The organism is Pseudoalteromonas sp. BMB (genome assembly GCF_001709235.1).
In the GTDB taxonomy this organism is placed as follows: domain Bacteria; phylum Pseudomonadota; class Gammaproteobacteria; order Enterobacterales; family Alteromonadaceae; genus Pseudoalteromonas; species Pseudoalteromonas maricaloris.
Genome location: NZ_MBQA01000209.1, coordinates 14672 through 37086, shown reverse-complemented (window position 1 = coordinate 37086; position 22415 = coordinate 14672). Strand labels below are relative to the sequence as shown.

At 43.4% G+C, this 22415-nt stretch carries 13 protein-coding genes; 7 read left to right on the top strand and 6 right to left on the bottom strand.

Going from position 1 to position 22415, the window contains the following annotated elements; genetic code table 11:
- Positions 1-105: 105 nt before the first annotated feature.
- The 3 genes from BB427_RS21885 (at position 106) to BB427_RS21875 (ending at position 9181) form a co-directional block, all read left to right on the top strand.
- A complete protein-coding gene (locus BB427_RS21885; RefSeq protein WP_039493436.1) occupies positions 106-2265 on the top strand; it encodes an ATP-binding protein in 2160 nt (719 codons plus the stop codon).
- A 132-nt stretch (positions 2266-2397) separates the two neighbouring features.
- The gene (locus BB427_RS21880) at positions 2398-5736 is read left to right on the top strand and encodes an amidohydrolase family protein (protein ID WP_069023275.1); all 3339 of its coding nucleotides are present in this window, start codon (positions 2398-2400) and stop codon (positions 5734-5736) included.
- A 142-nt stretch (positions 5737-5878) separates the two neighbouring features.
- Positions 5879-9181 carry a methyl-accepting chemotaxis protein gene (locus BB427_RS21875; RefSeq protein ID WP_069023273.1) on the top strand — a complete coding sequence of 1101 codons (3303 nt, stop codon included), beginning with the start codon at positions 5879-5881 and terminating at the stop codon, positions 9179-9181.
- Positions 9182-9257: 76 nt separating this feature from the next.
- Here the strand turns inward: BB427_RS21875 and BB427_RS21870 are convergent, their stop codons facing one another.
- Together BB427_RS21870 and BB427_RS21865 are read right to left on the bottom strand one after the other, a co-directional pair.
- Entirely contained in the window at positions 9258-10028 is a 771-nt protein-coding gene (locus BB427_RS21870; protein WP_069023272.1) for an amidohydrolase, read from the bottom strand.
- Positions 10016-11155, bottom strand: coding sequence for a methionine aminotransferase (locus BB427_RS21865; protein ID WP_083229921.1), 1140 nt, complete (start codon positions 11153-11155; stop codon positions 10016-10018). Before BB427_RS21865 ends, BB427_RS21870 begins: the two co-directional genes overlap by 13 nt.
- A 102-nt stretch (positions 11156-11257) precedes the next feature.
- On the opposite strand from BB427_RS21865, the gene BB427_RS21860 reads away from it, so the two are divergent.
- The 3 genes from BB427_RS21860 to BB427_RS21850 are packed head-to-tail and all read left to right on the top strand — an operon-like array spanning position 11258 to position 13094.
- Positions 11258-11872 (top strand): methylthioribulose 1-phosphate dehydratase, encoded by a 615-nt coding sequence (locus BB427_RS21860; RefSeq protein WP_069023271.1) that lies wholly within the window; start codon positions 11258-11260, stop codon positions 11870-11872.
- A complete protein-coding gene (gene mtnC / locus BB427_RS21855; protein WP_069023268.1) occupies positions 11869-12555 on the top strand; it encodes an acireductone synthase in 687 nt (228 codons plus the stop codon). Before BB427_RS21860 ends, mtnC begins: the two co-directional genes overlap by 4 nt.
- Entirely contained in the window at positions 12552-13094 is a 543-nt protein-coding gene (locus BB427_RS21850; RefSeq protein WP_069023266.1) for a 1,2-dihydroxy-3-keto-5-methylthiopentene dioxygenase, read from the top strand. The genes mtnC and BB427_RS21850 overlap by 4 nt, the downstream gene beginning before the upstream one ends.
- 23 nt (positions 13095-13117) lie before the next feature.
- Here BB427_RS21850 and BB427_RS21845 read toward each other — a convergent pair whose 3' ends face one another.
- Complete coding sequence (locus BB427_RS21845) at positions 13118-13513, bottom strand: hypothetical protein (protein ID WP_069023262.1); 396 nt, start codon at positions 13511-13513, stop codon at positions 13118-13120.
- 199 nt (positions 13514-13712) lie between these two features.
- On the opposite strand from BB427_RS21845, the gene BB427_RS21840 reads away from it, so the two are divergent.
- Positions 13713-15854 (top strand): winged helix-turn-helix domain-containing protein, encoded by a 2142-nt coding sequence (locus BB427_RS21840; RefSeq protein WP_069023260.1) that lies wholly within the window; start codon positions 13713-13715, stop codon positions 15852-15854.
- Positions 15855-16007: 153 nt separating this feature from the next.
- Here BB427_RS21840 and BB427_RS21835 read toward each other — a convergent pair whose 3' ends face one another.
- The 3 genes from BB427_RS21835 to mtnA form a co-directional block, all read right to left on the bottom strand.
- Positions 16008-18857 (bottom strand): M16 family metallopeptidase, encoded by a 2850-nt coding sequence (locus BB427_RS21835; protein WP_069023258.1) that lies wholly within the window; start codon positions 18855-18857, stop codon positions 16008-16010.
- 427 nt (positions 18858-19284) lie between these two features.
- Positions 19285-21228, bottom strand: coding sequence for an alpha/beta hydrolase family protein (locus BB427_RS21830; RefSeq protein ID WP_069023256.1), 1944 nt, complete (start codon positions 21226-21228; stop codon positions 19285-19287).
- Between the two features lie 93 nt (positions 21229-21321).
- Positions 21322-22344 carry an S-methyl-5-thioribose-1-phosphate isomerase gene (gene mtnA, locus BB427_RS21825; RefSeq protein ID WP_069023255.1) on the bottom strand — a complete coding sequence of 341 codons (1023 nt, stop codon included), beginning with the start codon at positions 22342-22344 and terminating at the stop codon, positions 21322-21324.
- Between the last annotated feature and the right edge of the window lie 71 nt (positions 22345-22415).

Here is a 22415-nt window from a genome sequence, read left to right as displayed (position 1 = left end):
AGCGCTGACATCGCGATATCGAGGCTTCAGCTTCATACAGGCTTTACTGCCTTGGCGAATACCTCTATGCTAAGTTTTTTCGCAACTGAAAGCAGCCTTAGGTACATGCTCGACCCAAAAACCCTCTACCTAACTAGTCTCGTCATGACAGCAATGATGGCGCTCCTTACCTTTTTAACGTGGCGAGCAAATAAAAGCACACCCGGAACGCTGCTCTATATTTTTTACCCTCTGGTTTTGCTCTGTGCGATTTCTTCCTTTGCACTACACGGCTATTTTGACAACTGGGAAACTATTCCCATTGCTAATACCTTGCTGTTTGCGGCTTCCATTATCCACTGCATGGCGATAAGGCAATTTTTAGGGGTTAAAGGCCCATCTTTTAAAGTGTTTCTCGGCGTTACTGCTGGGCTCTTCATTTTGTTGATGTACAGCAGTATTTTCTCTCCAAACTTGAGAGATAGGATCCTTATCTCGGACTTACAACACTTAGCTGAAGCGACACTCCTGCTCTATTTCTTTAGCCGCTTTGCACGAAATAAATACCCTAACGGCAGCATAGTCTATATCACCATTTTACTTATTATATTGGTGATATTTACCGGCAGAACCCTATTAATGGGAGAAGTAACGCATTTCACGCTTTTTAAAGAGAACTGGTTTACCATCACTATTTTCTTCAATGGCGTTCTTGCACCTATTTTTTATGCAACAGGTATGGCGCTGTTATGTAACGAGCAAAGAGAACAAAACCTTAATAAATTAGCATTGAAGGCTCAACAAGATCTTGAGCTGCGCGGTATGTTTTTATCAACGATCAGTCATGAGATACGGACTCCGCTTAACGGCATCTTAGGCAGCGCCCAACTCGTACTGGGACGCACCAGAGATAGTCGCAACAAGGCCTACTGTGAGGCCATCGTAAACTCTGCTGAATCGCTAAACTTACTGATTGATAAAGTACTAGACTACGCCAGTTTGGAGCAAAGTGATGAAGCCTTGTACGAAGAGGACGTTGAGCTTAGAAGTTGGCTACAAAACCTTTGCTTATTGTTAAGTCCGCTCGCAGAGCAAAAGAAGCTGCACTTTGAACTGGTGTACGAGCTGCCCGATCAGGTGTGCTATTACTTTGACCAACAAAAGCTGAGACAAATTCTTATCAACCTCGTTGGTAATGCCATTAAGTTCACTGATAAAGGGGAAGTAAAACTCAAAGTTGAGATTTTAAAAGACCAGCAAATTGAGCATAAAGTGCGCTTTAGTATCACGGACTCAGGGCCTGGTATTGATAGTGAAGATATTAATAAGCTGACCGAGCCATACGTACAAAGTAGTGCAGGTAAAGTTAAGGGTGGTACGGGCTTGGGACTTGCCATCACCAGTCGCCTACTCAACCGTCTGAATTCACAACTAGATATTCAAAGCGAGCTTAACAAAGGCAGTACATTCAGTTTTGATTTACTGCTAAACATTGGTGAATTGAGCTTAGTGGAGCAGCGCCCGCAGCACGATAATTGTATCACTGGTCTGAAAGTACTGTTGGTCGAAGACCTAGATCTCAACCAAAAAATCGCTATTGAGTTTATGGCAGAAGATGAGCATAAGGTTAAATTGGCAACCAATGGTAAAAGCGCCATCGAGATGCTAATACAGCACCATTTCGATGTGGTGTTGTTAGATATGAACTTACCCGATCTTTCCGGGCAAGAAGTATTAAAGCAGCTACAAAATTGTGAGCATAAAAACAAACGAACCCCTTTCCTAGCCTTTACTGCTAGCCTCAGTCCAGATGAGGTAAAAGAATACTTGGCACTCGGCATTCGCGATATTGTTGGCAAACCGATAAAGCAAGAGAAATTACGCCAAGCGCTTAGTGAGTCGCAGTCTCCAAAAAAGGCCAATGTCAGCGTAGAATTGCCCGATATCCTATACGATGAAACGGCTGTAAACGCCCTAAAATCAGGATTTAGTGAAGATGAAGTCTCTTCGATTTACAACGAGTTTGTGTTGTCGGCTCGTAATAAACTCATCCATATTCAGCAGCTATTAGAGCAAGATGAAGATCAATGTATCAGACAGCTTCATCGTCAAGCCAGCACCGCCTTACAACTCGGATTTAATCGCTATGGCTCAAACTTGAAAAAAGCAGAGCGCCGTTTATTGGATGGTAAATCTTGCCATGATGAGCTCACAGAAGCCATGACGCTATGGCAAGACAGTCTCGCGGCATATCTCCACTTCGTTCGTAAAGAGGCAATGGGTTAAGCGTCATTAAACGCATGTTGTTCGACATCATAATAAAACTTGTTCATGCTTAGTGAGCATTTACATTAACGCTAATTTAACCGAGGCAAACCGCTCGCCTTGGGCAATAACTATAAAATTAAGGGAACATCTATGTCATTTTTTAAATCACCATTAGCCATTGCTATTGGTGCTGCTGTGATCGGTTTGGCTCAGCCAGCCAGCGCTGATGATGCCGTTACAGCCACGCAAACAGAAGAGAAGTCAACCAAAGGCTGGGATGTGCTCAACCCTCCAGGTGAAAAGCAAACCATCACCATCGATACCAACGAAACCACATGGAGTAACTTAGATGTTAGCCCTGATGGTAAAAGCATCGTCTTTGATATGCTTGGCGACCTTTACATCATGCCAATTGGCGGTGGTAAAGCAACAGCCTTAACATCCGACATGGGCTGGAACATTCAACCTAAGTTTTCGCCTGATGGTAAACACATCGCATTTATCTCCGATCGCGCAGGTGGCGATAACCTGTGGGTGATGGACGTAGATGGCCAAAACCTGCGTCAGGTGTCAAAAGAAGTGAATAATATTGTTCACAACCCGGCATGGTCGCCTGATGGTCAATACATTGCAGTTAAGCAAGGTCAAGTAACGGGGCGTACCATCCCAGGTGGCTCTATTCGTATGTATCACATCAGCGGTGGTAAAGGCGTGTTGGTTCGTGAGCGTCTACATGGTGCAAAATCGCAAAAGAACGTTGCAGAACCCGCTTTTTCTCACGATGGCAAGAAAATCTATTACTCAGTTGATGCGACCTCTGGCGTGCGCTGGGAATATAACAAAAACTCGCTCGACGCTGTTTTCGAAATTCGTAGTTGGGATTTAGCAACCGGTGAAGAAGAGACCGTGATCCGTGGTGCTGGCGGTGCTATTCGTCCAACTGTCAGTCCTGATGGTAAATCTATTGCGTTTGTTAAACGCGAAGATAACGGCAACGAAATGGTCGGTGCTTTGTATATTAAAGATCTACACTCTGGCGTCGAAACTCGTGTTTATGCTGGCCTTGATCGCGATTTACAAGAAGCCAATGGCGCACATGGCAACACGCCTTCTTTTGCTTACACGCCGGATGGTAAATCCCTCGTTTTTTGGGCGAAAGGGGTATTCAACCGCGTTAATATTGCATCGCACGAGGTCAACGTCATCCCTACTCGCGTTGTCGCTGAAAAACAAATCACACCGGCACTACGCTTTGCGGTAGATGTCGCGCCTGACACCTTTAAAGTCAAACTTGCACGCTGGTCTCAAATTTCTCCTGATGGTGAAACTGCACTATTCCAAGCGCTTGGCTACCTTTACGTAAAAGACATTGCGTCAGGCAAAGTAAAACGCCTCACTAAGCAAACTGACCACTTTGAGTTCTACCCAAGCTATTCTCGCGATGGCAAGTCTATTGTTTACACAACTTGGAGTGATAAAAACTTAGGCGCAATACGTGTTGTATCTGCAAACGGTGGTAAAGGTAAAGTGCTCACCCAAGAACCCGGTCACTATATCTCACCTAGCTTTTCACCAAATGGCAAAAACGTGCTATTTAAAAAGGTAACCGGCGGCTACTTGCTAAGCGGTGACTGGTCAATGCATCCTGGTATTTATCTAGTTAATGCTAACGGCGGTGAAGCAAAACGCATTATTAAAAGCGGTGACAACCCTCACTTTGGAGCAGACTCTGAGCGCATTTACTTCTCCACCATGAGTGATGAAACACATCGCGAACTAAAAAGTGTTAACCTCAATGGTCAAGAAGAACGTAGCCACTTCAAAGGTGATTATGTCTTTGATTTTAAAGTCTCTCCAAATGGCCAATACGTTGCATTTATCGAGCATTTCAATACATTTGTTGCACCTTTTACCAGTACAGGTAAAACCTTATCCATTAACAAGGGTGAGAAAGCTTTCCCAGTTAAGCAAGTGTCAAAGTACTCTGGTGATTTCCTAAATTGGAAAGCAGACAGCAGCGCGCTAACTTGGGCATTTGGTCCCACACTTTATCAGCGCAAACTGACTGACACTTTCGCTTTCGTCGATGGTGCATCTGACAACACCGATGAGCTAACCGCTGAAGGCATCGACTTGAGTTTTGAGCAAAAAGCAGATAAGCCTGAAGGTATGATTGCGCTAGTTGGCGGTAAAGTAGTGACCATGCGTAACGCTGAGAACGAACAAGAAATCATCGACAATGGTGTGATCCTAATCAAAGAGAATCGCATCGTTGCAGTCGGTAAGCAAGGTGAGCTAGACGTTCCTAGCACAGCTAAAGTAATGGATATTAGCGGTAAAACCGTGATCCCAGGCCTTATCGATGCCCACGCACATGGTAGTTACGGTAGCTATAACCTACAGCCACAGCAAAACTGGAATCAGTATTCTAATCTTAGCTTTGGTGTGACGACTATCCATGATCCATCAAATAACTCTGCCGAGGTATTTTCTATGGCAGAACTACAAAGAACGGGTTTAACAGTCGCACCACGTACCTATTCTGTTGGACGTATTTTATATGCTGGCCACGCGCCGGGTTATAAGACACCAATCAGTAATCTTGAAGACGCAGAGTTCCACGTTAAACGCCTAAAAGACGCTGGCGCTATTTCAGTGAAGAGTTACAACCACCCTCGCCGTGAGACACGTCAGCAAGTATTGGAAGCGGCGAAGAACATGGAAATCATGGTTGTGCCTGAAGGTGGTTCAAAATTCCAACACAACATGAACATGATAGTCGATGGTCATACCGGTGTTGAACATGCCCTACCAATCCCGAATATTTACTCTGATATCGAACAAATGTGGGGACAAACAAATGTTGGCTTTACGCCAACTTTTGTTGTTGCCTATGGCGGTATCTCTGGCGAAGAATACTGGTATCAACACACTAATGTGTGGGAAAACGAGCGCTTAATGAGCTTCGTTCCTGAGTATGTGGTAAAGCCAAGATCAATTCGTCCAAGCAAAGCACCTGAACGTCACTATAACCATATCAATGTCGCCAAAACCGCAAAACAGCTTCGCGATAAGGGTGTGACTGTACACATTGGTGCTCACGGCCAGCGTGAAGGTCTAGCTGCACATTGGGAATTATGGTCTATGGCACAAGGCGGGTTTACACCTTGGCAGGCGCTTCGCAGCGGTACAATCGACGGTGCAAGATATCTAGGTATGGACCGTGACCTTGGTACGATTGAACAAGGAAAACTCGCCGATCTTGCCATCATAGATGGTGATGTGCTGTCTAACATCCGTGATTCAGAGAAAGTTGCCTACACCGTGATCAATGGCCGTGTCTACGATGCGGCAACCATGAATGAAATCGGCAACTATGACAATAAACGTCAGCCTTTCTTCTTCGAAAATGGCGCGCAAACCCAAATGCATCCAGCAACTGCTGAGTATATGGAAGAAAAGGCCCATACCTATCATTGGAAACACTAATACGTAGCACGATTGAAGCGTGAAACGTTAAGTTTACAAGCCCGGCTATCTAGATAGCCGGGTTTTTTATTTTTTGTCTAGATCTTAATCAATACTGTTCTATGCTGTTATAGGTACTTCCATAGCAACAGGGAATTAGGTTATGTCTGGGTTTTCGCAATTTTTTAACTCTCTTAATTTAACTAAAAAGCTGATTTTTGCATTTCTAATCGTCGCGCTCGTGCCATTGATAGTAATTATTTCCATCGCACTTAATACCGCATCGAATGCCATGACAGCGCAAGTATATTCACAACTTGGTGCCGTTAGTGAGATCAAAAAAAGCGCGGTTAATCGTTACTTTAAGGCCGTTGAGGATAAACTCGATGCCTTTACGGCAAACCCATTACTTCCTGTGATTGCACAAGAGTTTATTACCAGCTTTCCTAGCGCTCAGGCCGATATTAACTATGCCAAATTATCTCGATTTTATGATGAAGTGTTCGTACCTAAATTCAATCAAGAAAACCCCGAAGATACGAGCACAGCAAGGCTAATTGGTAACATTTCAGAGTCTGGGCTTGCGCTGCAAGCACGTTACTTAGCAAGCAACCCCTACCCAGTTGGTGAAAAGTACAAATTTATTGAAACCGGTCACTTAGATAGTTATGACCTTGCTCACCGCAGTTACCATCCATATATGCTTAATATCGCCGACATTTATGAGTTTTACGATATCTTTATCATTGACCCAAGTAATGGAAATATTGTCTATTCTGTATTTAAAGAGGTTGATTTTGCTACGTCACTAGAATCAGGTCCTTATGCCAATAGTAATCTAGCTTCTCTTTATCGAGAACTGAAGGACTCAACGGATCCGACAATCAGCGCTTTCGCAGACTACAAACAATACCTCCCCTCCTATAATGCACCTGCTAGTTTTATTGCCAAACCTATCGTGGTGAATGGCCAAACCGTTGCAATTGTAGCTGCGCAGCTATCTATTGATGCCATCAATGCCATTATGACCGAGCGAGAAGGCTTAGGAGAAAGTGGTGAAACCTACCTAGTCGGCCCTGAGGGTCTGATGCGTTCAGACTCATTCTTAGATCCACAAAATCATTCCGTGGTGAATTCATTTCGATACCCTGAACGCGGCAAGGTAGCCACGCTTGCAGTCTCTCAAGCATTAAATAATCAATCTGGACAACAGGTTATTGAAGACTACAACGGCGAAGCCGTGTTGTCTGCCTATACACCAGTGAAAGTATTTAATACCCGTTGGGCACTGCTTGCCGAAATTGACGAAGCGGAAGCGTTTGCTTCTATCACCTCGCTCTCTCAATACCTGATGATTATTTTAGCGGTCACTATAGTGTTAGTACTGATAGTCGCCTATTGGTTCTCAAAAACGCTTACCAAACCTGTTCACGAGTTGGTAGAAACCATGAAATCAGTTGAACAGGAAGGTAACTTTTCATTGCGAGCGCCCATTCGTAGTCATGATGAAATAGGCAACAGTGCTCAGGCATTTAATTCACTACTGGATGCCTTACAGCTTTCTATTACAGAGGCTAATCGCGTCATGAATCAAATGGCCTCGGGTAAGTTTGACGACCGCATCAAAGTACCGTGTCGGGGCGAGCTTGAAACCCTAAAAGAAGCCACTAACCACTGTGCTAATACGTTAAGTCGAGCGATTTCTGAGCTCAACGAAATTTCCATTGATATGGCAAATGGTCGCTTCGATACCAAACTTAATGCCCCCATGTCAGGTGACTTAGAAAAGCTCAAAAATAATATTAACGATTCTTTGGCATCGATTAATTCGACTATGAACGGTATTGTTCATGTCATGACTAATATTGAGCAAGGTAACTTTAAGGAACAAGTCACCGTGCCCGCTAAAGGAAAATTAGCGCAACTTAAAGATTCGGTAAATAATTCCGTACGCAGCCTTAGCAGTGCGATTGACGGTATCAGCACGATTATGTCTGCACTACGCCAAGGCGACTTTTCTGCGCAACTCGATGCTCCACTCGCAGGCCAATTAGATACCTTAAAACAAGATATCAACTCCAGCATGGCAAACCTAGACAGAGTAATGAAAGAAATAGGCACTGTGATGGCTGGCGTCAGCAACGGCGACTTTAAACAACAAGTGGACGTAGCAGCAACGGGTCAGCTCGCGCAACTTAAAGATAATATCAATGCTTCTGTGACCGCCGTTGATGTTGCTATCTCGGAAATCTCTACGGTGATGATGGCTATTAGCCATGGTCGATTTGACCGCACCATTCAATCTGCGATGTCTGGCCAGCTCGATAATCTCAAAGGTGATATCAACCGTTCGGTCGAGAACCTCAATCAAGTCATTGAAGAACTCGGCAGCGTAATGGGCGCAATGTCCGAAGGAGACTTTAGTCAAAAAATAGAGTTGCCACTACAAGGTCAACTGCAACAACTTAAAGAGAATGTAAATGACTCGACTTTACAGGTCTCTGGGGCTATCTCCGAAGTCAGCAGTGTGTTGGCTAACGTTGCTCAAGGTGACTTAAGTAATCAAGTAAAGGGTGAATATTTTGGCGTGTTTAAGTCTCTTCAGAATGACACCAATACCACAATTAAAAAACTCACCAGTGTAATCGAAGGGATCCAAGCCGCAGCAAATTATGTTGCTCAAAGTGCCGGTGAAATAGCGGCAAGTAACACCGAAATCAGCCAACGCACAGAAGAGCAAGCAGCAAACTTAGAAGAAGCCAGTGCCAGCACCGGCAATATGTTAGATGAACTCACTAAAGTTTCAAACCAATCTGGTGATGCCGTAGGACTGGCAACAAACGCAGAAAACATAGCCAAAGAAGGAGGCAGTTTATCTGCCCAAACCGTAGCTGCAATAATTGAAGTGAACAAAGCCAGTAAAGACATTAATGAGATTGTATCTGTGATTGATGGACTTGCGTTTCAAACCAACCTGCTGGCACTAAATGCTGCCGTTGAAGCGGCACGAGCGGGAGAAAATGGCCGTGGCTTTGCTGTCGTTGCAAACGAAGTACGAGAGCTGGCAGGGCGTAGCGCCGCTTCTGCAAAGCAAATCAAAGAAATTATCTCAAACAGTAATCAAAAGGTAGAGCAAGGGACTGAACTTGCCAATAGTTCCGGTGAAAAGCTGCAACAAATCGTTGGTGCCGTGAGCGATGTAAATAACAACATCATTAAAATCAATGAGTCGACTTCAATGCAGCAACAAGCCATTAAAGAAGTGGACTTGGTGGTGCAAAGGCTAACGGATCTTATTCAAGAAAACTCTGCAATTACCGAAGAAACGATGGCAGCGGCCAGACAAATGGCTGAGCAAGCCCATGAAATGCGCACCCAGTTGAGCTATTTCCGTTTATCAAAGAATGATTACAGCGCCACTGGCAGAGAAGGTGAATTGCTTGTGCATCAATATAATGCATCTTAGGATCTGTTGAGTTTCGAGTTAGAGCATGCCCAACTAAGCCTTTTAGTTGGGCATATTATGCATGTACCAATGTGTATTATGCCAGCGTAAATTTATCCGCATCGAGGTGGGCTGGAAATTTAGCTTTGTACTGCTGCAAGTCGCTCAGTTTTAGCTTTACGGTAATAACTTCTGCTTGGTCATCTGCTGCCGAAACAATGCTATTACCATTGAAGTCAATCGCTTTAGTACCACCATTATGCGCAGTGCTATACCCATCTTCACCTACGCGATTTACCGCAAGCACAAAGCACTGATTCTCAATTGCACGAGCAGCCAGTAGAGTATCCCAATGATTTCGGCGTGCCGCTGGCCAGTTTGCAATATTAATCATAACCTCATAATCGTTCTGATTACGCTGAAATACTGGGAAACGTAAGTCATAGCAGATCTGCGGTAAGAATTTAATGCCTTTTAATTCAAACACTTCACGGTGCTCACCAGCAACGACAAAATCACCTTCATTACCCAAACAAAATAAGTGTCTTTTGTCATAATGCAGTATCTTTCCATCCGGCTGGCACCACACCATACGGTTGGCCTTTTTATCTCCTTGCGGAACCAGTACGCTGCCCGCTACAACAGCCTGAAAGCGCTGAGCACATTGCTGTAAAAACTCGATGGCTGCATCAGCATAGCGCTCAGCATCCGGCTCTTTTACGGCGAAGCCGGTAGCAAATGTTTCGGGTAGCAAAATTAAATCGCTTGGCTCGACATTTTCTAGCAAACGTTCAATATGGGTAAAGTTGGCCTCAGGTGAAAGCCACTGGATATCTGTTTGAACAAGGGTAACGGTTAAAGTTGACATAAGCGTTTTGCAGCCTCTTCTAATGTCTGGTTTTCCTTAGCAAAGCACAATCGTATGACCTTGTCTTCAGGTGCTTGTTGGTAAAAAACGCTGAGTGGCACTGCCGCAACCCCAACCTCTTCCACCAGATAGCGACAAAAGGCAACATCATCAAGATCAGAAATTTCACTGTAATCCAAAAGCAAAAAATAAGTCCCTTCACTTGGTAATAGCGTAAATCGGCTTGACGCTAACGCCTTAACCAGAACATCGCGTTTTTGTTGATAAAATCCACTCAGCTCATCAACGTGCTCAGGGTGTTCAGCAAGCATATCAGCCAATGCAAGTTGTGCCGGAGTGAAGCTTGAGAACGTTACATACTGATGGATCTTTCTAAATTCAACAGTCATTTGCTTTGGCGCCACACAGTAACCCATTTTCCAGCCTGTACTATGAAAGGTTTTACCAAAGCTAGAGATCACAAACGCACGCTCAAACAATGCTGGATCAGTTAATGCGCTCAGATGGGGCAAACCATCAAAGGTAATATGTTCGTATACTTCATCACTGATCAATAACAAGTCATGCTGATTTAGCAGCTGTTTTAGTTGCTCTAAATCTGACGGCTTCAGCGTTTTAGCCGACGGGTTATGCGGCGTATTGATGATAATAGCACGGGTATTTGGGTTGATACTCGCTGCGACTTGTTGCCAATCAATTTGGTAATGCGGCGCAGTCAATGCAATATGCACAGCTTTCCCGCCAGCAAGTTCAATTGCAGGCTCATAAGAGTCGTAAGCCGGATCGAATACAATAACTTCATCCCCTTCAGATACTATTGCCTGAATTGCCACGAAGAGTGCTTCAGTTGCACCCGAGGTCACCGTGATCTGTTCTTGTCCTGAAACACTCACCTGATAACGACGCTCAATTAATGCCGCAACTTGTGCTTGCAAGCTCGGTACGCCAGCAGAAGGCGAATACTGGTTTTGACCTTCGCCAGCATAGTGGCTCAGTTGTGATTTGAGGTAATCAGGCGCATCAAACTCCGGAAAGCCTTGCGATAAGTTGATCGCACCATGCTCGTTCGCTAATGCCGTCATTTGGCTAAATATACTAATTCCAACCTGAGGTAACTTACTTTTCACTGCAACACTCTCTTTCTTATGGTGCTAATCGTGAGTGGATGCTATCATTGCTCAAAATAGATGTATAGCCGTCCAAACGCATTTAATTTATAGGTGTTAACTATGCACACACAAGCCGCAAAACTCGCGCTTATCGACGCAGGAGCTTGGGTTGCTCAGCAAGGCTGGGTTCCCGCGACTGGTGGTAATTTCTCTATCAAAACAGACTCTGGCTTTGTTGTCACGGCCAGCGGCTTTGATAAAGGTAAATTAACACCAGAACAATTTCTGGAATTAGACATCACAGGCACCATCATTGCCGGTAATGGCAAGCCTTCAGCCGAAACCGCATTGCACCTAAAATTATATGAATTATGCGTGGGTGCACAGTGTATATTACACACTCATTCCGTTGCTGCGACTGTGTTATCGCGATTTATTCAAGGCGAGCAATTTCAGATCTGTGGTTATGAAATGCAAAAGTCACTGTCTGGCATTCAATCGCATGAAGAAACCTTATCCATTGCTATTTTTGATAACGATCAGGATATAGAGCGGCTAGCACAGCGCGTGGCGCAATCTCATCAAACTACACCGGTTATACACGGTGTATTGATCCGAGGTCACGGGTTATACGCAGTGGGCCGTACAGTGCAAGAAACGCGTCGTCATATTGAGGGCTTAGAGTTTTTATTTGCCTGCGAATTAGAACGCATTAAATTGGAGGGGCGCCAATGATCAAAGCCATTTTAACAGATATTGAAGGGACAATTACCCGTATCTCATTTGTTAAAGAGATACTATTCCCGTATGCCGCTGTGCATTTACCGCAATTTATTCGCGACCATCAGCATGACACCGCCGTTGCCGAGCAAATTAGTGCCGTCAGAGCAGAATTGGATAATGCCAACGCTGATATTGATACCGTGATTGCCGCACTACTTGAGTGGATCGCCGCAGATAAAAAAATCACGCCATTAAAACAGCTACAGGGTCTCGTTTGGCAGTTTGGCTATACAAACGGCGATTTTACCGGACATTTGTACGAAGATGCCTACCAGTTTTTAACACAACAAAAAGCGGATGGTCGTAATCTCTACGTGTATTCCTCGGGTTCAGTGAAAGCGCAGCAGCTACTTTTTGCGCACTCAGACTATGGTGACATTCGCCCGCTATTTAGTGACTACTTTGATACTAAAGTGGGTGCTAAGCAGGAAGTCTCGGCGTATCAGAACATTATTGCAGCCTTACCGTATGAAGCAGAGCAAATCCTCTTTTTAAGCGATATCGTAGCCGAGCTAGACGCAGCAAAGGCCGCTGGTATGCACACATTACAACTGTTTCGAGATGCACAAACAACATCACCTGAACATCCAGTTATATCAAGCTTTGACCATTTTGATGAAGGGGCATTTTCATGAGTCAACTGACTATCTACCAAGTACAGAATCCAAGCCAAGCTTTGCAACAAGAGCAAGACGCAAACATCATCGCATCTTTGCTCGCAGAGCAAGGCGTACGCTTTGAACAATGGCAAGCTAACACCGATATCACAGCTGAAATGTCACAAGACGACATTATTAGTGCCTACCAGCGCGATATTGAAAGATTAAAAGCGCAAGGCGGTTATCAAACTGTCGACGTGATTTCACTCGCAAAGGGCAACCCTAGTGCCTCGGAGTTGCGACAAAAATTTCTTTTTGAACATACTCATAGCGAAGATGAAGTGCGTTTTTTTGTTAAAGGACAAGGGCTATTCTGCTTACATTTAAACGATAGGGTTTACCAAGTTTTATGTCAGCAAGGTGACCTAATCTCAGTACCAGAAAATACGCCTCATTGGTTCGATATGGGTAGCGATCCAGAATTTACCGCCATTCGCCTATTCAATAATCAAGAGGGTTGGGTTGCAAAAAGCACGGACTCTGAAATTGCAAAACAGTTTCCATTACTTGATTAATCCAAGTCTGAATACTCACAGTGTTAACGAAGCGCTGTGAGTGCTTGCTTACTCATGTTAGGCTCACAACCTTCAACAAAATACACACCGATATGGTTATCACGATAAGCGTGATTATATTTACCGAAAAAATCTGCTTGAAACTTAAACCCAGCGTCACCCAACTCAACCAAAAGCTTATCCACCACATCCCACGACATTGTCAGTGGTGAAAAAAGCAAAGTATTTGTGTGCATGCCGGTTGGAATTTCGGCCTCAGAGGGCGATATAACTAAGCTACCTGTCGTATCGATAAACAATTGTTCAAACACCTGAGGGGGACAACTTGCAACTATATGGATGTAGGTTTTTTGCGGGTGAATAGAGTGGCAACTGCATAAGGCCAGTACAACCACACCAATAATGAACCATCCCTTCATTAGCGACTTTCCTTACTTCAAAATCCCCATAGTAGAACAGCTTGTCTCCAAAAATAAAATGAAGATTTTGTGACCATGTAATAACAGAAAACTGTTAATTTCTAAGGATATAAGTAATAACAGCTGAATATTATTTTGAAATCTTTGATAATATCGAAATTTGTATATCCGTCTTTCTGATTACTAATTTGGTATTTTCATGGTTCTTGAAGCAACACACTCAAAGTATATTGATATAGGATGTTGGCAACTTAATACGGCAACACAAACCATCAACAACAAACACGAGCGCAAAGAACTTGAGCCTCTACTGTTTAAAACACTGATGTACCTTATTAATAACCAAGAGCGGATCATAACGCGGCAGGAACTTGCTGAGCATGTTTGGCAACTTGATTTTGTCGACGACAATACAATTAACCGAGTCATTTTCGAGCTAAGGAAACAGTTAGCGTGTGACCTGCAACCTCAGCCTATGATAAAAACCCATTATCGCAAAGGCTACAGCTTTGCGATACCAACTCCTGAACCGACTGAGTTACCTGGTAAAATATCTGACACCACTGCAACCAGTGAAACGAGTAAGTCTTACCGAGTGCGAATATTCTGTGGCACCTTAATTGTACTCACCGCTTTGATCAGCGCACTATATTTTGCAGCAACACAAACTTTTCAGATGGAAAATACGACTCAACCACAGCCTTCCGCTGAAGTTTTTCATAACCAAATACTCTCTTGGTATCGAGGCCATCATGGCAAACTGTATAACTCACCGGATCAACGCTACCTAGCCTATAATTTTAAAGCCGACACCAATGAAGTTGGGGCTTTAGGAGAGGTAAGACTAATGGATCTTACCACCCAACATGAAAGAGCACTCAGCTTACCGAGCGGTAGTAGCATTTTAGGTTGGTCAGCTGACAGTACATGGATTTATTACTTACATCACTCCGAAACTGAGGGGGAAAACCCTATCTGCGAATACCGCCGCCACCAGTTATCTCTAAAAACAGGCGCTCATGATCAGTTACTCTTTGACTGTTCTGGCGGTCTAATTAGCGCACTGTTTGATTTTGGAAAAGACCGCCTAATATATAGCCGTAGGGGCTATTTAGATGTACCAAACCTAGGCGCCATCTATAGTTATGATATTGAAAAGAAAAAAGAAATTAGGATCACAACACCAGGTAATCATGGGTTTGGTGATCATCTACTAGCAATTATCCCTGAATCGCACCAGCTGATTTTTACTCGTAATATCGGTGATAAAGTCGAGCTACTAGTGACCACTTCAACAGGTCAAAAGACCCTAAAATTGGCAGAGTTCCCGCATTTGCTATGGACTGCGAACTGGAATGCCAAGCAAAAAAGTGTGCTGTGGTTTGATCACAACACCAGTGAGATCAAACGCTATTCCATGCAAAGTTTAAAGGAGCTGCCCGCCGTAAAAGTTGCGGTCGAGCCCACCTCGTACATTTTGCCAATGTCAGAAAACCAATTGCTCATGACGACCTACGGCTATGACCATGACAGTTATGTCATCGATCTTAATACGGGTAAATCAACTCTCTTTGCCAAACCAAATATTTACGAAGTGATCATGGCTTACCTTGGAGATAATGAATTCGCCTACAATGATTCTATTTTCAAAAATGTGGAATCTTACGGGGTCATGCATATCGACTCAAGCCATCGATATTCGCCCATAGCAGCATTAAGCTCGGGCTACTCCATCATCGACTCAGATCCAAACAATCGCCAGATTCTTGTCAAACATATCGCCAACAAACAAGCTGAAGTGAGAAAGTTAGAGTCTCTTGAAGTGCTATTAACTCTGCCCGATAATGAACAGAATGGTGGTACTCGGCTTGGTGGCAATAAGATTGCTCAACTGCGTGCCCACGAGATAACAGATGACAAAATCATTGAACTCATTTTTCTGCATGACAAAATTAGCAAGACCATTACGGTTGACGATATAGTGAGTATTGATTGGTATGACGACCGTCATCTAGTTACCTTATCCAGTAACAGGGATATTTCGTTACTGAATACAGAAACTAATCAGGTAACCCCTTTGATTACTGGAGCCGAACTTGCAAAACGCATCGATAATGTAAAAGTAAGACCAATGATCACCGCCGCGAATGGTGCAATCTACCTCTATAATCGGCAATACGTATATAAGCTTGACGCAAACCAACAAATAACGACTATCTTAGATATCAAAGCTAGCGTGAATGCCGAATCTAGCATTTACTACCTCGATGCTCATGGTGACAAGTTACTGATATCTTACCTCACGAGATATCACAATGAGATAAAGCTATATCACCGCTAAACAGGTGAAGCTTACCGAAGGACACACGTTCTTTTTTACTTAAGCCACTATAGATGCTCGATAATTGAGTTTCTTACTGACAGGTAGGTTTGCAACGGAAAGTGGCAAACTCTATAAGCTCGCCACGGTTGGGATCCTTTCTATTACACTAATCTACTGAATAGTTAATTGCTTTACAGTGAAACCTTTAGCCTCAAGCTGCTTGCTTAGCGTGTTGGCGTCACCAACTACCACATAAGTCATCTCGGCTGGAGTAAAGTACTTGTTCGCCAGCTGATTAAGCTCCTTCTTGCCAACTGTTTCAATTATTTTAGCTCGGACATCAACAATATCGGCATCAACATTATGGGCATGCATCATCGCAAAGAAGTTTAATTTTGCCGCTGGTGTTTCGTATTTCAGCGCATCTCTTTGCGCGATTGAATTTCTTGTGAATTGAATTTCTTCATCAGTTAATCCGTACTCATTAATCTTGCTAAACTCTTGTTGGATTTCTGTCAGCGCATCAGCAACGTTCGCTGCATTAATGCCAGAAGCGAGAACAAACTGACCGGCATCACCATATCCAGAGAAGCGTCCGCCGATACCATACGTATATCCTTTGCTTTCACGCAGGTTTTGATTCACGCGACTGTTAAAGCTGCCAGAGAAGGCAAAGTTCATGATTTGACTTTTAAAGTGCTCCGCAGCTAAATCTTCCGCAGCGGCATGGCGTGCAACACGGATCTGGACCTGAGGTGCATTCTCTTTATGTACCAAATACACGATATTACTATCGAGGGCAGCAAATTTAGGAAGCGCCATGTCCAGCTCACCTTTTCCCTGCCACTGTGATAACGCACTAGTCAAGGCCGACATCAGTTTCGACTGTGCAACATCGGATACGATTGATAACTTACTTCCTTGTGGAAGAATCTGCTGCGCATAAAACGATTTAACATCTGCAAGTTCAATAGTCGCAAGCTCAGCTTGAGACGGCAACCAGGGTTTACTATAGTTTCCTTCTTGATACATCACCTGCGATAATGCGATATCTGCCAGAAATTTTGCGCTATCGCGTTCAGATTTACTATATTCTGAAACCGTGCTTTTAACTCGCGCGAAGTCCGACTCCGAAAACTTTGGTTGTAACAACTTTTCTGACAAGATATCTAGTGTCGCGGTTAAGTTCTTACTTAATGTGGATAGCTTAATCTCAATATATTCAGACTTCGCTTCGAATGTGATCTCAGCACCTAATTTTGCCAATTGCTGTGCCAGCTCTGACGGCGTACTCTGTGTTGTAGCTTGACCCAACATTTCCACCGTTAAAAGTGCGACCCCTGCTTTATTTTCAGGGTCATATAAACGACCAGCAGGGATCTGAAGTAGCAATGTTGTGGTTGGCGTTTCAGTATCAAACGCTCCTAATACGTCTATGCCATTATCAGTTTTAACTTGCCATAAGTCTGGCAATGTAATTGCCTTTGCAACACCTGCCTGTGGTTTAATGCTGCGATCAAAACTATCTGTAATTGAGGGAAGTTGTACTTCGTCTCGTACTTCCTCGGTTGTTTTAGGCTCATAGAACTTCGGCGTATAATTGTCTTGTTGGGCGATAAGTTCTGGCTTTCCTTTTGGTACAATACTCAATACAACATTCGCCTTATTAGCGATATATTGCTCAAATACCCGTTTTATATCTCCAACTTTCAATGCTTTAACATTTGCAAGCTGTTGGGTTAGGAAACCAGGATTCTCATGGAAAGTCTCAAATTTAGCCAGCATAGAAACTTTACCCTCCACGCTTTGCAGCGCTCTCACAATCTCTGCTTCTCTTTTAGTGATAAAAAGATCAACATCTTCTTGGGTAATTTTATTTTGAATATAGTCTGCAACTAACTCATCAATGCGCTTATCTAAGCTAGTCAGTGTCTCACCACTCACCGGATGAGGAAGTGCACCAAAAGCCATTTGACAAGATAGTTCAAAGCATTGATGCCATGCAAATGCCGCTACCGCCTTTTGTGTATCAACCAATTCGCGATATAACACTGAGCTTTCACCTTGCCCAGCAAAATAACCAATCGCATCTAATGCAGCTTCGTCTTTATGCCCCATATAAACCGTTGGGTAGACTTTTCTAAGCATCGGCAGTGATACATTATCTTCATACGAGACATAACGAGACGCAGCTAGTGTACCAGGTTGCTTTGCCGCATCCGAAACAGCTTCCCCCTTTGGAATAGAGCCAAAGTATTTCTGCACTAGTGGTAAAACTTCATCTGGAGATACTGCCCCACCAATTGTCAACGTCGCATTATTAGGTCCATACCAACGTTTGAAAAAGGCTTTCAAGTCATTTGAATTCGCACGATTTAAATCAGACATATAGCCAATCGGCATCCATGAATAAGGATGACCATAGTCATATAATGCCTGATGCAGCTTTTCAAAAGCCTGCCCATAAGGGACGTTGTCGTATCGCATCATGCGCTCATTTTTTACCGCGGCGCGTTGTATCTCAAACTTTTCTTGAGTAATACCTTGAGCAAAGAACCCCATACGGTCCGCTTCTAACCAAAGCATCTTCTCCAATTGATTCACTGGCACTGTTTGGAAGTAATTTGTTCTGTCTGTACTGGTTGTTGCATTTAACTTACCACCGGCTTCCGTCACTATTTTAAAGTGCTCTTCGTCGGCTACATGCTTTGATCCTTGGAACATCATATGCTCAAATAAATGTGCAAATCCTGATTTGCCCATTTCTTCACGTGCAGATCCAACATGGTAAGTTACATCTACATGAACTAAAGGGTCTGAATGATCTTCATGAAGAATAACTGTCAAACCGTTATCGAGTTCAAACTTTTGATAAGCGATCCCAATATCACCGCCCTCGATGTTTTTTTGTTCCACTAATGTTGCACCAGCGTACTTTGATGCATCAGAAGATTGAAATTGACTACAACCGTTCAATGTTGCGGCCATTATGACTGCGATTGCAACTTTGTTTAAAAGCATAAAAAATCCTTACATTTATTTTATAATTTGGCGTTTATCTCGTATGGAACAAAGCTAGAAGCGTTCAGCGTTCCCCGTTGTTGGCAACAAGATTACAAGCCAAAAAAATTTAAGTCGCTTATCGAGTCATCATGAATTTATTTATTTTTATTAGCATTAAAATCAATAAATTAGAAATATAATGGAATTATTTTTTAGTCTTTCGAGCTACAAAGAGTGAAATGCTAGGCAGCGATAAGAGCGTTGGCGTAGCGTTTTATACGCTTAGTCACGACAATACGAGTCAATTGCCTGAGCTTTTGATAAAAATTTAACGGCGGCAGAACTCGATAGTCGACTTGCTCCGTTTGAGTCAGGAAGTATTGAAGGTATTTGTAATGAAGTAAAATAGCCAGCATCAATTACTGGCTATTGCTGTATTTAAAAACTATAACTGCAGAGGTTCTTCTAGGAATGCGAGCACTTTCTTAAAGTATTTCAGACGATGTTCAGGTTTATAGAAACCATGCCCTTCATCTTCAAGTAAGTAATACTGATAAGACTTATCAGCCTTTTTCAGTGCATCAATTAAAGATTCCGCTTGTTCAATTGGCGCTCTTTGGTCCTCACCACCATGTACGATAAGGACAGGAACCTTAAGCTTATCGACATTATAGCTTGGAGAAAATGCCTTTAACTGTTTCTCATCGGTACCAAGTACACGTTCTAAATATGCGACCCCTGAGCTACGCTGAGCAACATCACCTTCTTCAAACATCAGTGGTAAATCGTATACACCAACAACACCGACTGCGCATTGGAATAAGTCGGGTTCTAATATTGCGCTTTGCAATGCAGAATAACCGCCAAAACTTGCCCCCATAATACAAATCCGCTTTTTATCGACGATACCTTTGGAGATTAAGTCACGGGTTCCATCGATGATGTCATATTGAATTTCCTTGCCCCACTTTTGGTAGCCAAGTACTTCAAATGCATCTCCATAACCACCAGAGCCTCGGAAGTTAACTTGTAATACGGCCATTCCTCTGCTCGCTAGCATTTGTACCTCAGGGTCAAACTGCCAATAATCTCTTGGCCCATGAGGTCCACCATGAGGCATAACAATCAGAGGAAGGTTTTTCTTTTCTGCGTTTATTGGTGTTGTTAGATATCCATGAATAGTGAGTCCATCACGGCTTGTGAATTTAACAGGCTCGACTGTAGACATTTGATTTGGTTTAATCCAGCCTCTTGCAGACGCAAGATATTTCATCTTGTTGGCTTTACTATCATAAAGGTAGTAATCCCCAGGATTGGTATCGCTGCTTGCGAATACAACCACTTGTCCACCATCTCTCGTGCTACTTACAATACGTATTTGATTTCCAGGGATCGAGGCTATCAGAGACTTTAGGCGTTGACTCCAATCAGCACTTTCATCAATAAATGCATAGGTAGGATATCCGGGGTCTAGTTCAATAGCGAAAGGGGATTTATCAATCGGATCTATCCATACTTTTGTTGGATCAACCACTTTATCTTGAAAAACATGAGTAAGTTTTTTGCTTTCTAAGCCTAGTTTATAGAAGGCCATGGGCTCACCAGACGTAGATGCTGAAAGATAAACTGACGTTCCAGTTTTATCGAATCCATGCATCCAGAAATCATCTAAGTCATTTTCTAGCGTAAGTTCAGTCCACTCTGCATTCGCATTTTTGCGAATATAGACAAATGAATTGCCATCATCATCCTCAGATGCGACGGCGCGAACCTCTCCTTGGTGATCAGTCAAAAAGCGCCCCATTTTTCTTGGGGAGTTTGTCACTTTGCGCCTAACACCAGTGTGAACGTTGACCTCGTAAACTCGTGTAGTAGGCTCTTTCGAGCCAGTCCAAGGATAGGTCACAATCAACATCTTGTCTTCGTCATTGACCAAAGGGTCAAGAATGTAAGATGTGCCATACAGCGGGGTAGCTTTGCGCAAACGAGAACCCGTTTGTCCCTCACCTTGGTAACCCACCAAATACTTACCACGGCTTCCATCTACATTTACGCCGAATAACTCTCCATGAAACTCAGGGTGATCTTTCCAGCCTCTTATATATTCCTTTTCTAATACCACGCGATCATCATTCACCCATTCATAGCGGCCGATTTGAGCATTGTCATTGAATCGCACGGCATGAATCAGTTTGAATTTATCAAGTTGTAAAAAACCTAATGTGTTTTTACCTTCTCTTTTAGTGATAAAACTAAGATATTCTCCGTTAGGTGATATCTTCACATCAGAAAACTCACTACCTTTACTAAACGACTCTAGTGGTATTTCCTGTTTAGCGAATGCCTTAGCAGCTAAGGGCAACAGCATCAAAGCAATAAACTTCTTCATCCTGTTTTACTTTCTCCATTTATATCGAAACACAAAATGGGGACATTTTAACAAGATTTTGGATATACGAGTAGTTCAAGTAATTACAAATGTTTAACTTTGTGAAAATACACCTTGGGCAACCTCATCACCCGTAAACAACCCCGTATCCAACACCCATCCGGTGATCAAACTCGCTGGCGTAACATCGAATGCAGGGTTGTATACCTCAGCATTGTTGGGTGCCCATTGGCAATCACCAAAACTACCACTGACACCTGTTACTTCGCTTTTGGCGCGTTGTTCTATTGGAATGGCTGCGCCATTTGGACAGCTGCTATCTAATGTTGTGATCGGGGCAACCACATAAAAAGGAATATTATGGAAATGGGCTAACACCGCGAGATTATAAGTGCCGACTTTATTCGCAAAATCACCGTTTGCCGCAATCCTATCTGCACCCACAAAGATTTTATCGACTTTACCCGCCGCCATTAAACTCGCAGCCATATTGTCACAGATTAGCGTGTATGGGATTTGCCATGTATCTAGCTCGAACGCAGTAAGCCTACCACCTTGTAACAGTGGCCTGGTCTCATCAACCCAAACATGAATGTCACCATGTTGTTTTGCAGCATGATGAATTACGCCAAGTGCGGTGCCTACACCTGCCGTTGCCAGCGCGCCAGTATTACAGTGGGTAAGAATATTGTCTCCCGCATTCACAAGCTCCGCACCTATGTTTGCCATACGGTCACATAGCGCAGTGTCTTCTTCAAATAACTGTTCAGCGGTTGTGATCACTTGTTGTTGCCAGTCAATCGCTTGCAACGCTTCACGCAATTTCGCCATGCAGTGCATTAAATTCACCGCAGTAGGGCGCGTGGCTTCAAGTTCATCTATCGAACGGGCGATTGTGTCTTTATCTTCTCCCTGTTCGGCGAGATAACCAATTAACAAACTTGCCGCTAAACCGATAAGCGGAGCGCCGCGAACCTTAAGTGTCAGAATGAGCTCGCTCATCGTCGCAACGTCGCGGCATTCATGCCACACCTGTTGATGTGGCAGTAAGTATTGATCCAATACCTGTACCACACCCGATTCGAATTTAAGACTACGTGCAATTAAGGTTTTCATGACATCCCGCTCTTTCAAAGTGTACTAATGATATTTTACATCAAGATCTAAAGAAGTATAGACATCTAAAC